Raw genomic sequence first — 12,346 nt, forward strand, 5'->3', positions numbered from 1 at the left:
AATACGACTATCATAACGGTTAACGCCGTGTCTTGCTATCTTCCCTTAAGTTAAGACCTTGATAATTATCTAAATGACCTTTTGTTTTGGAGAAAAATTTGAATTTTAAAGATCTAAAGCAAGAGCTTGGTTTTATCCGGTTTTATGGCTCAATTCTGATCGTGATCGCGCTGGCATTGTATGCTGGCTATGAATACGCTGATAAGCGCAATAACTTGCTGACGGAAGAAATCAAGGTGCTAGAAAGTAGCTTGGATAATTTGCGCTTAGAAAATCAAGATTTAAGTTCGCAGCTTAATGTGAAAAAAGTAGAGTTAGAAGTAGCAAGTATTGCAAATGAGCAGGCTCAGTTGAATAGAAAAGAGAGCTTGTTGCGCGAGAAAGAACTGAAAGAACAGATCAGTTTTTATCAAAAAGTCATGGCGCCAGAGTTAACGCAAGATGGTTTTGTTGTAGAGAGTGTCGAGGTGTTACCCACACTAAGTGATAGAAACTATGCAATCAATATCATGATGTTACAGCGTGAAAATATTAAGTCAGTCATTAAAGGCACCTTAAAAATTCAACTGCGAGGCAGTTTAAACGGCCTACCCCAGACATATGATTTAGTCACATTATTGGACGATAAAGAGAGCAAACTCAACTATTCGTTTCGTTACTTTCAGGTACTTGAGGCGAGAGTGACCCTACCCGATGGTTTTCAGGCGGAAAGCCTTGAAATTAAAACCGATGTCTATAAATACAAAAAGCGTCGAGGCTCGTATTCAACTGAGGTAGTCTGGGCAGATGCGCTAAGCGTTGAAGAATAGACGAATCGCCCAATTGAATACTTGATTAAATTACTCAGGTATTAGATAATTTGCGCTAGAAAAGTGGCGTCGCAAACAAGCGATAGCCGCAAAAGATTTAGAGGAATATTATGTCAGTTGAAACGGCATTGCCGATTGAGTTTTCAGAAGCAGCAGCAAAAAAAGTGCTTACCTTGATACAGGAAGAGGAAAACCCTGAATTGAAACTGCGCGTATATGTAACGGGGGGCGGTTGTTCTGGCTTTCAGTATGGTTTTACCTTCGATGAAAAGGTGAATGACGGCGATATGACGATTGAAAAAGAAAGCGTCACCTTAGTGATCGACCCAATGAGTCTGCAGTATTTAGTGGGCGGCATAGTTGATTACACCGAAGGCTTAGAAGGTTCCCGTTTTTTCGTGAATAACCCGAACGCGACCACTACCTGTGGATGCGGCGCAAGCTTTAGTATTTAATTACACAATTTTAGGTACGATTATGAAACTTATCGGTTCAACGACATCTCCTTACGTACGTCGTTTGCTTATGTGGATGAAGGATTTCCAATATGATTTTGAAAAAGTCGATATCTTCAATAGTGCAGATCGTGCCAAATTAGTTGAAAAAAATCCAAGCTTAAAAATCCCAATGCTGGAGGATGGTGACACGATCGTCCTCGATTCAGGGGTTATCTTTCGCTATCTAAGCCAAAAAGCAAGCCTACCTTCTTTATCATGGGAGCAAGAAAACTTACTTACCCTTATTGATTCAGCAAATGACTCTTTGGTTCAGATATTTTTACTCTCGCGTTCAGACATCGACACGAGTGCTGATAAGCTCTATTTCAGACTTCAGCGCGAACGCTTCGACGTGATATTTGGGGAATTGAACAAAGCGGCAGAGCAGGGCAAGTTTGATGAGTGGAACTATGCCTCTCTGAGTTTATTCTGTTTATTAGATTGGGTTGAGTTTCGTGCTCGTTACGACTTCTCTAAATTACCCGCTTTGGTCGCATTCCATGCAGAGCATGCGACTCTAGAAGAAGCAAAAGCAAGCGACCCTCGTTTATAGAAAAGGTGCTCTGCGCCTGAACTACCTTTAATAATCTGGAAAGTGAACTTCGGCTCGCAGTGCAATGCCATAGGAGGTTCGAAAGTCTTCCTCTCTAAGCCACAAGATAAAGGGTTCAAGTTCAACAAATAGCCAAGGTCTTAGTACATTCCTTTTGTATCTTAAGCTGACTAGCATTTGCTCTTTGCGATAGCTTGGTTTATTCAGACCGTCGATCATGGCGGTGAAAAGGTAGCTTGTTTTACCGTCCCTAAGATACAGATACTTGAATTGATGACGCCAAAATAAATCTTCAGATTTGTCGCGGTAGCGGAAAGTGTTTTCAAATTCGATTGCGTGTTTGTTATCGATATTTCGACTCAATGCACCTTCAAATTCAACACCAAATTGGTCATCTGAATAGTAGTTAACTTCTGCGAAATAGGAGAACTTACTATTTATATTTACCGAAAATTCATCTTTATACCGTGCTCTAGTATATACCTGAGAACCGCGACCGAGACCAAGCCGGTAACTCACTTTTGAATCAGGTTTATCTTTAAATTGTATGGCTAAGGTGGCTCTGTCATTGCTTCCTAGTTGTTCACTTCTGGCCGCTTTTACTGCTTGTTGGTTAACATCATCTTCATCATCAGAGAGTAAGAGTTCAACTCTGTCTTCAAGGGCTGGCAGTTTGACACGAATTTTAAAGCGGAAATCAAGCTGCGATAAGTCACCACTTCTGGGCTCAATACCAAATCGTAGCTTACCAGATGCTCTTGTGGGAGCTTGCGTGGTAGTGTTTTCATGTACGAACCACGAATTCACTTCCACTACGGAACTTTCGATACCGTAGTTAAAATGACAATACCAATCATCAAACCAAATCTGTCCTCCACAGTAGTTGGGGTTCGAGTCTGATGGGTTGGTCTTCTCTTGCGCGACAAGGTGAAGCGAGAGGATTATCGAAAGCAAGAAGATAGTGACGCGAATGTAAGTCATGTAGGGCTCTTATTTGTAGAGCAACTTGCGTCTGCCATAGAGATTTCCTTAAACTGCCCGTTTTAGTCCAGCCAAGCTGTCATTTTACATCGAAACAAACTTGCCGATCACAACTTAGGTACATTCCTTTGTACATACGTTTACAAGTGCTTTCAGTCCTTTTTTGAATCACTTCTGTATTGAACAAGAGCGCTTCTATTATCCTAAGTTTTGCCTAGGTATAAAAACTAGTTCGTGAAAGCCAGTGATCTTTATCAAAACCAACGTATAATGCAATAATCAAACTTGTTTTGTTATTGATACAACTGGCTTTTTTAAAGCTCCTTTACGGTAGCAAAAAAAACAAATATTTAACAATGGAGATTTACAAATGGGTTTTAATATCTGGAATGTACTCATCGTACTATTGATAGTTATCCTATTGTTCGGAACAAAGAAACTACGTAATGTTGGCGGCGATTTAGGATCTGCGTTGAAGGGCTTTAAAAAAGCATTGAGCGATGATGAGGCCGCTGAAAAAGACAAAAAAGAGGGTGATGCTGACTTTGAAACCGTAGAAGATAAATCTGATTCAGATAAGCGCGTAGAGCCTTCAGAAACAAAAAGCACAACAAAAGAGTAGGCCATGTTCGACATCAGCTTTTGGGAATTGTGCATTATCGGCGTGGTAGCCTTGGTGATATTAGGGCCAGAGCGCTTACCTGGCGCGATACGCTCTACGGTGAAAACAATACGCAGCATGAAAAGCATGGCTTCTGGTTTCAAAACGGAAGTCGAGGAGCAGTTGCGTGTTCATGAACTACATGAGAATTTGAAAAAAGCTGAAAAGATGGGTATTGATAATGTCAGCCCTGAAGTGAAACAAAGCGTTGAAGAGTTAAAGCAAGCAGCCTTATCGGTGCAAGAACCTTACAAGAAAAAGAAAACAGATGACCCAGCCGAGTAGTCTCATTTCGCATCTCATTGAGTTGAGAAGCCGAGTTTTAAAAGCCTTAATGTCGGTACTAGTGATATTCATGGGCTTGGCCTATTGGGCGCAAGACCTCTATACAATTCTAGCTGCACCCTTAGTCGCTACGATTCCTGATGGTGCATCAATGATTGCGACGAGTGTTGCTTCACCGTTTTTTGCCCCTTTCAAGTTAACTATGGTGTTGTCGTTCTTTATCGCCATCCCCTACATTCTTTATCAAATATGGGGTTTTGTTGCGCCGGGCCTATATCGCAATGAGAAAAAGCTGGTTGCGCCTTTGTTGTTTTCAAGCACCTTACTATTCTACAGTGGAATGGCCTTTGCCTATTTTGTCGTCTTTCCGCTCGCGTTCGCATTTTTTAATGCAGTAGCACCAGAAGATGTGCTTATTTCTCCAGACATATCTGAATATTTAAGTTTTGTATTAAAGATTTTCTTCGCCTTTGGTGTGGCTTTTGAAATCCCTGTCGCCATCATATTGATGTGTTGGACCGGTATGACGACACCTGACAATCTCAGAAAGAAAAGAGCCCATGTGATTGTGGCAGCATTTGTTGTTGGCATGTTACTAACACCTCCAGATGTCATTTCACAAGTACTCTTAGCCATTCCGATGTGGTTTTTGTTTGAAGTAGGCGTGGTTGTCGGAAGTTGGTATACTCGCCACAAAGTACCGGATGCAGAAGACGAAATGGAAGACAAACAATCATGAACAACCCCTACCTCCTTTTAGCCATACTTAGTCTTACTTCTGGTTTAACAACCCTCGCTTACGCTGATGACAGTCAGGCTGCTTATGTCAATGCCACGGCAGCTTCTCAATGCACCAAAATATCGGACGATAAAAAACGACTATCTTGTTTTGATAAGGCCTTCGCAAAAGCCGACAAAAACAATGGCGAACATGTGCCCTCACCCCTCGAAAAGTCGGCGGTGGATGAGTTTGGAGCAAGGCATTTAAAAGAACAAAATGAAGACAAAGTCGATGAAATACGTCTAATAGTTGAGAAAGTTGAGCTTAACGCACGAAAACGGCAGATCTTTTATTTTACTAATGGGCAGGTTTGGGAAAATAAAAAATCAACCAAACTCAGAATTAAAGCTGGGGATACTGCGGTTGTTACTGAGGGTTCTTTTAGTGCCTACTACCTGGCTAAAGAAAACATCAGAGGTCGGGTTAGAGTTAAGAGAATAAAGTAATGGAATGGTTCGATATCGGTGTCAATTTACTAGACAAACGATTTGAACCAATCGAAGTGCTGCAACGCGCTGCAGACAAAGCAGTGAATAAAGTCTGCGTTATCAGTAGTGATCTTAAAGAGTCTAGCAAAGCACAAAGCTTTGTTGAAAATACGGTTAGCCCTTGTTCAGTGTATTACACGGCAGGCGTTCATCCCCACCAAGCCGACCATGCCAGCGAGCAAGGTTTACTCAAACTCAAACAATTCTGCGCCGATAAATCTATGGTGGCGATTGGCGAGTGCGGATTGGATTTTAATCGTAACTTTTCGACCCCAGAAAACCAATTAGCCGTTTTTGAAGCGCAATTGAAAATTGCTGCTGAAAACCATCAAACTGTTTATTTGCATGAACGTGATGCGTTTGAACCTCAAATCGCCTTGTTGAAACGTTACTTGCCTGATATACCCAGTGCTATTGTGCACTGCTTTACAGGTACGCGAGCACAACTCGACGCCTATCTTGAGTTGGGTTGTTATATCGGCATAACAGGCTGGGTTTGCGATGATAAACGTGGCGCAGACTTGCAGGACGCTGTTAAAGCAATTCCGCTACAGCGCTTATTATTGGAGACTGATGCACCGTATTTATTTCCAAAAAATGTGCGTCCAAGAATGAAAAATAATGAGCCATGTTGCCTTCCTCATGTTGGTGAAAAAGTGGCAGAGTTGACCCAGCAATCGCTTGAAACTATTGCAAGACAGAGCTATCAAAACGCCTTAAGCGCTTTTCGAATAAAGTGCTAATCGATTATGACAAACAGTGGAAAGGCGATAACAAATTCAGCTCAGTCATCAAACGTAATATGGCTTGCGGCGCTGATCGTGGTGTTCACGGGTTTGATGCTATATATGGTTGTCAGCCTTGGAAAAGATATTGATAGTCACTCAATCGATAGCACTATTTATCACTTCGAGGATCAGAGCCGTACCTTACAACTTCATGATATCGCTAGTCTAGATGCCGACGAATGGACTGATATTACCGAGCTGAACTTTGGTTTAACCAATGCACATCAATGGATGAAGGTAGATTTACCGCGTGCATCGCATGGCAGCTATTTGGAAATAGACTATGCCATGCTTGATTCTATTATCATTTGGGTGAACGCTATTGAAGACGATAACCATACTTTGATTGAGAAGTACGATCTCGGAGATACGCTTCCATTCTTGCAACGCCCCGTTATTCATGACAGGTTTTTGGTGCCGATTCCAAAGCTGGACGAGAATTTGCAATTGATGTTAAGAGTACGTTCCAATGGACCTGTAAAGTCACCATTAAAAATTTGGACTGCACAAGAATATGTGGCGTATACCGCTTCGCATCGAATGTTCATGGGCTTATTTTTTGGTTACATGTTTGCAATGGGCCTGATCAATCTGTTCGTTTTTGTGACTACTCGCAATCAGGTGTACCTTGCTTATGCAGGCTATGTATTTGCATTCGCTTTGTTAATAGCATCCGTTCACGGTTTAGGCTTCCGCTTTCTCTGGCCAAATAGCCCTTGGTTACAAGAACGATCTACGATCATATTCGCTTATATGACGATGAGTTTTATACTGGTGTTTTCCTCTAAAATTCTCAATTTGAAAGAAAACGGCGGGACATACGCGCGGATTTTTCAATTTCTTACTGTATTTTACATAGGAGCTACGATAGCTTCGTTTGTTGTACCCTATAGCTTTATGATTAAGTTATTACTCTTACTTTTCTTATTTGCGATCCCGATTATTTTGTTAGTGAGTATGAGTTTAGCGTTTCGTGGAAGTGTTATTGCGCGCTATTTCAGCGCGGCATGGGGAGTATTACTACTTTCAGGCATCCTTGCTAGCGCGGATAATTTTCACTGGGTGGTATTGCCTATCGATTCAAGCTACTTACTTATGATTGGGGCAACCACTGAAACCTTATTGCTAGCATTGGCCTTAGCGATGAATTATAGCGCACAGCGTGTGGACGCAAGAAGGGCGCACATGGAAGCTGCAGAAAATGAAAAGCGCACAATGGAGGTACAAGACGAAGCGTATCGTTTGGAACAGAGAGCAAAAGAAGAACTTGAAAAAGAGGTACAAGCTCGAACACAAGAGTTTGAAGATGCCTTAGAGCAGTTATCGACAATCAATACTGAACTTAAAGGCTTGAGTGAGACAGACGCCTTGACGGGCCTAACTAATCGTTACTTCTTTGAGCAAACACTGAAATCTGAAACAGCACGGAGTAGAAGAGAGCGACAAGTGATATCTTTGGCTGTGCTAGATATAGACCACTTTAAACAGGTCAATGATACATATGGGCACCAAGTTGGAGACGATTGTTTAGTCGCTTTTGCGCAAGTCCTGCAAGAACAATTGAAACGCCCGGGTGATCTTGTCGCTCGTATTGGCGGCGAAGAATTTGTAGTGTTATTGCCCAATACTAACTTAGACGGCGCTAAAGACTTTTTAGAGCAATGTCGTGTAGCGGTCGAAAACCTAAAAGTCAGTAGCCAAGGACACACTATTAGTTTCACTGTAAGTATAGGCTTGTGTTCGAAAGTCATTGGTTCACAAGACGATAGTAATAAAATATTGGTTTATGCAGACAAACTGCTCTATCAAGCAAAAGAGAGTGGTCGAAACTGTATTAAGGCGGGCAATTTCTGATGATCGAGCAACAGCCTGGTAACCAAGACGAAGATGAACAGCTAGAAAAGGCGACAGTTGATCATGATAATGACGACCGTCAAACGTCTAAATATGGTGGTGCCTGGGTTGCTGGCTTGATAGCCCTTTTGGGGGTGGGTATTTTTTGGTTTGTGCTGTCGACTTCTGGACAGGGCGAACAAGCGCTTTTAAATTCGCAGAGCCAAGTGCATGTGGTCACGAATGACAATGATAATATTGCTTCGATTGTCGATTTACCAAGTCAGTCTTGGATAAACATCGATTCCTCAAACTTCTCTCTTTCGAGCAAACCGCATTGGTTTAAAGTCGCCTTGCCAGAAACGGCTAACGACCAGCACTTAATAGAGATTTCATTTGCCAACCTAGATTATGTCGATTTGTATTTCTTGCCCGACACTTGCACCAAAGAAGAGTGTGCTGCCGCTGTATATCGTTCCGGAGATAAGCTCTCATTTGCAGAACGTGAAGTGCTACACGATCAGCTCGTTTTTCCAATACCAAAATCGAAGACGCCACTGCGCTTATTCATACGAGTCCAAACCCAAGGTTCATTGAAGGTACCGATTAAACTATGGAGCAATGAAGAATATATACAATATATTGGCTCACATCGGGTATTTATCGGTGTGTTTTATGGTTTCATGGTTGCGATAACACTGATTAACTTATTTTTGTTCATCACGTCTCGTAATCCTATTACCTTGTTATACACTGGTTATATTGTGAGTCTTTCCTTGATGCTAGCTACCAGCCAAGGATTGAGTTATCGCTTTATTTGGCCAAATGCTGAAGGATGGCAACAGCAAGCAATTTTATTCTTCTCTGCGACCATGATTTTCTTTAGCACGTCTTTTACAGCCAAAGTCTTGCGCTTGAAGCACGAACATCCCAATATTCATCGCTTTTTCAATGCCGTGCGCATCGTAATCGTTATCTATCTGGTATTCACCTTTTTACTGCCATATTCCTTGATAGCTGAAACCATCACACTCTTAATTTTGATGGCGATGTGTTTAGTTCTTTTTTCTAATATCTATGTGGCTATTAAAGGCAACCCCGTTGCATTGTATTTGAGTGCGGCTTGGTGCTCTCTCATATTTAGTGCATTGCTTGGTATAGCAGACTCACTCAATTGGATAAGCCTCAACTTGGATCCTAGCTATTTGCTGATGTCGAGCGCGGTTATTGAAACCTTGTTTATGGCTTTGGGTTTGGCAATGCTATTTAGTCAACAGAGAAAAGAAGCTAGGGCTGCACATCGAGTTGCTCAACAGCAAAAACAAAAAGCGATAGAGGCCAAAAAGGGCTTACTCCGTTTGCAGTTAGAAAGTAAAGAGAAGCTGGAATATGCGATTGATGAAAGAACCTATGAGTTAGAAATTGCTATTCGCGAGCTTAATGAGGCAAACCATGAACTTGAGCGCAAGAACTCTATCGACTCGCTAACCAACGTCGCGAATCGTCGTATGTATGACAAACGAATCGCGGCAGAGGCGCGACGAAGTCGCCGAGAAAAAACACCACTGGCGATTGTCATGCTCGACCTTGATCATTTCAAATTGGTCAATGACACCTTTGGTCACCAATGTGGTGACGAGGCCTTGGTGCATTTTGCTGAGATCTTGAAGCGCTGTGTGAAGCGTCCTAGTGATTTAATCTGCCGTTACGGTGGTGAAGAATTTGTGCTGATTTTACCGAATACTGATATTAAAGGTGCTAGCGTTTTAGCCGAAAATATTCGCTCGACAACCGAAAACTCACCGTTACAATGTGAGCAGAAGCAAATAAAGCTGACAGTAAGCGCTGGCGTAACTTGTAGAGTCATTGCATCAGATGAAGAATATGAGCTCTTGCATGCCTTTGCCGATAAGCTCTTGTATCAAGCTAAAGAATCAGGGCGTAATCAAATTGTCGCCCAAGATTATTAATCCTAACCAATAGGGAACTTCATGTCACAATTTCCACTTTCTCGCCCACGTCGATTACGTTATACCTCATCTATTCGGAAGCTGGTAAGCGAAAGCCGCTTATCAGTTGATGATTTGATCTATCCAATGTTTGTGCTTGAGGGGGAAGGCCAGGTTGAGCCTGTGGAGTCCATGCCAGACGTTTATCGCTATAGTATTGATAAGCTAGTGCAAGAAGTGGCAGAACTAGTCAAGCTCGGCTTGCATGTATTCGCCCTCTTCCCTGTGACACCCGCAGAGAAAAAAACAGAATGTGCGAGCGAAGCGTTTAATCCCTTTGGTCTAGCGCAACGCGCTGTCAAAGCCTTAAAAGCAGAATTTGACGATATTACCCTGATTACTGATGTTGCTCTCGATCCTTTCACGATCCACGGACAAGATGGCTTGCTAGACGAGAACGCTTATGTGATGAATGACGAAACGACTGATGTATTGGTGAAGCAAGCTTTATCGCATGCAGAGGCGGGTGCTGATATTGTCGCACCTTCAGATATGATGGATGGTCGTATATGGGCAATTCGCGAGGCATTGGAGCTACAAGGCTTTAAAAATACCGCAATCATGGCTTACTCGGCAAAATATGCATCTAGCTATTATGGGCCGTTTAGAGACGCTGTTGGCAGTGCTGGTAATATCAAAGGTGGAAACAAAAAGAATTACCAAATGGACCCTGCAAATTCTGATGAAGCCTTAAGAGAAATTGAATTAGATATCAATGAAGGTGCTGATATGGTGATGGTTAAACCGGGTATGCCGTATTTAGATATCGTTTTGCGCTGCAAGGAAGAGTTTGGTGTACCAACATTTGCATATCAAGTTAGCGGTGAATACGCTATGCACCAAGCCGCTTTTGCAAATGGCTGGTTAAAAAAGGACGACGTTATTATGGAGTCCTTGCTCGCATTTAAACGAGCTGGCGCAGATGGTATTTTGACCTACTTTGCAAAAGAAGCTGCGAAGCTATTAAAACAACAAGGCTAAGCTCGTCGCGCTTAGCCAGCGTCGTTTTAGATACTTACCTGGATATTGTCGATAATGCGGGTTTTACCCAAAAAGCCCGCTCCTAGAATGACTAATTCAGTGTCTTCATGGCTAGGCTGTAAAAGGCTCGATGCTGAACGCACATCAATATAATCGGGTTTAAACCCAAGTGTAGCCAGCTTGAGTTTGTTTTCAGATATCATGACAGAAAAGTCACGTCGTCCCTCTTTTATTTGTTGCGCCATGCTTGAAATCAGCTGATATAAGCCAGGCGCTATTTCGCGCTGCTCATTATTCAAGTAGTTGTTACGTGAGCTCATTGCTAGACCATCAGGCTCTCGTTCGGTGGGCACACCATGGATGGTTAAGTTCATCGATAGGTCAGTGACCATCGCTTTGATGACCTGCAATTGCTGAAAATCTTTCTGCCCAAAAAAGGCCATGTTCGGTTGAACCATGTTGAATAGTTTACACACGATAGTGGCGACGCCCCTGAAATGGCCAGGACGACTTGCACCACAAATCATATAGGACAAACCAGGCACTTCGACAAAGGTTTGCTGCTCTAAACCTCGACTGTATATATCGTCTACTTTCGGCATAAACAAGATATCAACACCTAAGGCTTGTAAAGAGGCTTTATCCTGCTCCATTGTGCGTGGATAAGCGTCTAAGTCTTCATCTGGACCAAACTGCAGAGGGTTGACGAAGATCGAAACGACGACTTTTGAAGCGTGTTTTTTAGCTTCTTTGACTAGCTTTAGATGACCATCGTGGAGGTTACCCATGGTAGGGACAAAGGCAATCTGCTCTTTTCCCGATTGCCATTCTCTACGAAGCTCACGAAGTTGTTTTATATCACTGACTATTTGCATGTTAATTACTCGAAGGAATGCTCAGGACCCGGAAAGCGACCTGCTTTCACATCTTCAATATAGGCGCTGACAGCGCTTCGCATGTCCGCAGTATCCTCTAAATAATTTTTACTGAATTTCGGCATGTAGTTCGCGCTGATACCAAACATATCGTGCATCACTAGAATTTGCCCATCAGTGCCAGAACCGGCACCGATACCGATCACTGGAATGCTGAGAGCTTCTGTAATAAGCCTAGCAACAGAAGTGGGTACACACTCTAGCACTAAGAGTTGGATGCCTGCTTTTTCTAATTCCATAGCGTCGTTAAGTATTTTCTGCGCTTGTTCATTCTCACGCCCTTGTACCTTAAATCCACCAAAAACATGCACAGACTGAGGTGTTAAACCAAGGTGACCACAAACAGGAATGCCACGTTCGACTAAGCCTTGGATAGCGGGTAACAACCACATACCACCTTCCATTTTAACCATGCTTGCACCCGCAGCCATTAACTTGGCTGCATTGTCATAGGTATTCTCAACCGTCGAATAACTCATGAACGGCATATCGGCAACGACAAATGACCTTATTGTGCCTTTGCGCACGCACCTTGTATGATAAGCAATATCATCTATGCTGACTGACAAGGTATCGTCGTCTCCTTTAAGGACCATACCCAATGAATCGCCAATCAAGAGAACATCAACAAACTGTTCATCAAACATCTTCGCGAAACTGGCATCATAAGCCGTAAGTGCAGCAATTTTTTCATTCTTTTGCTTCATTGTTAGCAAGGTAGAAGTGGTGACTCTTTTCATCCAGT

The 12,346-nt window shown here is 42.5% G+C and carries 14 protein-coding genes; 11 read left to right on the forward strand and 3 right to left on the reverse strand.

Annotated elements, in window-relative coordinates; genetic code table 11:
* The first annotated feature begins 98 nt into the window (after positions 1 to 98).
* From RM556_RS09585 to RM556_RS09595, 3 genes are all read left to right on the forward strand, one after another.
* Positions 99 to 809 (forward strand): DUF6776 family protein, encoded by a 711-nt coding sequence (locus tag RM556_RS09585; RefSeq protein ID WP_311361134.1) that lies wholly within the window; start codon positions 99 to 101, stop codon positions 807 to 809.
* Positions 810 to 919: 110 nt separating this feature from the next.
* A complete protein-coding gene (gene erpA / locus RM556_RS09590; protein WP_311361135.1) occupies positions 920 to 1,264 on the forward strand; it encodes an iron-sulfur cluster insertion protein ErpA in 345 nt (114 codons plus the stop codon).
* A gap of 22 nt (positions 1,265 to 1,286) precedes the next feature.
* Entirely contained in the window at positions 1,287 to 1,859 is a 573-nt protein-coding gene (locus RM556_RS09595; RefSeq protein ID WP_311374467.1) for a glutathione S-transferase family protein, read from the forward strand.
* Positions 1,860 to 1,886: 27 nt separating this feature from the next.
* Here the strand turns inward: RM556_RS09595 and RM556_RS09600 are convergent, their stop codons facing one another.
* Positions 1,887 to 2,840 (reverse strand): hypothetical protein, encoded by a 954-nt coding sequence (locus RM556_RS09600; protein WP_311374468.1) that lies wholly within the window; start codon positions 2,838 to 2,840, stop codon positions 1,887 to 1,889.
* Positions 2,841 to 3,210: 370 nt separating this feature from the next.
* Between RM556_RS09600 and tatA the strand changes: the two genes are divergently transcribed.
* From tatA to hemB, 8 genes are read left to right on the forward strand one after another with little or no spacing between them, the layout of a single operon-like run.
* A complete protein-coding gene (tatA, locus tag RM556_RS09605) occupies positions 3,211 to 3,462 on the forward strand; it encodes a twin-arginine translocase TatA/TatE family subunit (RefSeq protein ID WP_311361138.1) in 252 nt (83 codons plus the stop codon).
* A gap of 3 nt (positions 3,463 to 3,465) precedes the next feature.
* Entirely contained in the window at positions 3,466 to 3,786 is a 321-nt protein-coding gene (tatB, locus tag RM556_RS09610; protein ID WP_311361139.1) for a Sec-independent protein translocase protein TatB, read from the forward strand.
* Positions 3,770 to 4,525 (forward strand): twin-arginine translocase subunit TatC, encoded by a 756-nt coding sequence (tatC, locus tag RM556_RS09615; protein ID WP_311374469.1) that lies wholly within the window; start codon positions 3,770 to 3,772, stop codon positions 4,523 to 4,525. Before tatB ends, tatC begins: the two co-directional genes overlap by 17 nt.
* Positions 4,522 to 5,013 (forward strand): hypothetical protein, encoded by a 492-nt coding sequence (locus tag RM556_RS09620; protein WP_311374470.1) that lies wholly within the window; start codon positions 4,522 to 4,524, stop codon positions 5,011 to 5,013. The genes tatC and RM556_RS09620 overlap by 4 nt, the downstream gene beginning before the upstream one ends.
* Positions 5,013 to 5,798, forward strand: coding sequence for a TatD family hydrolase (locus RM556_RS09625; RefSeq protein ID WP_311374471.1), 786 nt, complete (start codon positions 5,013 to 5,015; stop codon positions 5,796 to 5,798). The genes RM556_RS09620 and RM556_RS09625 overlap by 1 nt, the downstream gene beginning before the upstream one ends.
* A gap of 6 nt (positions 5,799 to 5,804) precedes the next feature.
* Entirely contained in the window at positions 5,805 to 7,697 is a 1,893-nt protein-coding gene (locus RM556_RS09630; protein ID WP_311374472.1) for a diguanylate cyclase, read from the forward strand.
* Positions 7,697 to 9,646, forward strand: a complete 1,950-nt coding sequence (locus RM556_RS09635; RefSeq protein ID WP_311374473.1) for a diguanylate cyclase — start codon at positions 7,697 to 7,699, stop codon at positions 9,644 to 9,646. Before RM556_RS09630 ends, RM556_RS09635 begins: the two co-directional genes overlap by 1 nt.
* A 21-nt stretch (positions 9,647 to 9,667) precedes the next feature.
* Positions 9,668 to 10,666, forward strand: coding sequence for a porphobilinogen synthase (hemB, locus tag RM556_RS09640; RefSeq protein WP_311361145.1), 999 nt, complete (start codon positions 9,668 to 9,670; stop codon positions 10,664 to 10,666).
* Positions 10,667 to 10,692: 26 nt separating this feature from the next.
* On the opposite strand, the gene panC is transcribed toward hemB, so the two are convergent.
* Both panC and panB read right to left on the reverse strand, forming a co-directional pair.
* Positions 10,693 to 11,541 (reverse strand): pantoate--beta-alanine ligase, encoded by an 849-nt coding sequence (panC, locus tag RM556_RS09645; protein ID WP_311374474.1) that lies wholly within the window; start codon positions 11,539 to 11,541, stop codon positions 10,693 to 10,695.
* A 5-nt stretch (positions 11,542 to 11,546) separates the two neighbouring features.
* The gene (gene panB, locus RM556_RS09650) at positions 11,547 to 12,341 is read right to left on the reverse strand and encodes a 3-methyl-2-oxobutanoate hydroxymethyltransferase (protein WP_311374475.1); all 795 of its coding nucleotides are present in this window, start codon (positions 12,339 to 12,341) and stop codon (positions 11,547 to 11,549) included.
* Between the last annotated feature and the right edge of the window lie 5 nt (positions 12,342 to 12,346).

Origin of the sequence: Alteromonas sp. W364, from assembly GCF_031846205.1 — a bacterium.
GTDB lineage: Bacteria > Pseudomonadota > Gammaproteobacteria > Enterobacterales > Alteromonadaceae > Glaciecola > Glaciecola blandensis.

Excerpts from the sequence above, each read along its gene's own strand:
- RM556_RS09625 (WP_311374471.1), top strand. The coding sequence starts at position 5,013 with ATGGAATGGTTCGATATCGGTGTCAATTTACTAGACAAACGATTTGAA.
- RM556_RS09635 (WP_311374473.1), top strand. The coding sequence starts at position 7,697 with ATGATCGAGCAACAGCCTGGTAACCAAGACGAAGATGAACAGCTAGAA.
- RM556_RS09620 (WP_311374470.1), top strand. The coding sequence starts at position 4,522 with ATGAACAACCCCTACCTCCTTTTAGCCATACTTAGTCTTACTTCTGGT.
- tatA (WP_311361138.1), top strand. The coding sequence starts at position 3,211 with ATGGGTTTTAATATCTGGAATGTACTCATCGTACTATTGATAGTTATC.
- hemB (WP_311361145.1), top strand. The coding sequence starts at position 9,668 with ATGTCACAATTTCCACTTTCTCGCCCACGTCGATTACGTTATACCTCA.
- tatC (WP_311374469.1), top strand. The coding sequence starts at position 3,770 with ATGACCCAGCCGAGTAGTCTCATTTCGCATCTCATTGAGTTGAGAAGC.
- panC (WP_311374474.1), bottom strand. The coding sequence starts at position 11,541 with ATGCAAATAGTCAGTGATATAAAACAACTTCGTGAGCTTCGTAGAGAA.
- RM556_RS09600 (WP_311374468.1), bottom strand. The coding sequence starts at position 2,840 with ATGACTTACATTCGCGTCACTATCTTCTTGCTTTCGATAATCCTCTCG.
- erpA (WP_311361135.1), top strand. The coding sequence starts at position 920 with ATGTCAGTTGAAACGGCATTGCCGATTGAGTTTTCAGAAGCAGCAGCA.
- RM556_RS09595 (WP_311374467.1), top strand. The coding sequence starts at position 1,287 with ATGAAACTTATCGGTTCAACGACATCTCCTTACGTACGTCGTTTGCTT.
- tatB (WP_311361139.1), top strand. The coding sequence starts at position 3,466 with ATGTTCGACATCAGCTTTTGGGAATTGTGCATTATCGGCGTGGTAGCC.
- panB (WP_311374475.1), bottom strand. The coding sequence starts at position 12,341 with ATGAAAAGAGTCACCACTTCTACCTTGCTAACAATGAAGCAAAAGAAT.
- RM556_RS09630 (WP_311374472.1), top strand. The coding sequence starts at position 5,805 with ATGACAAACAGTGGAAAGGCGATAACAAATTCAGCTCAGTCATCAAAC.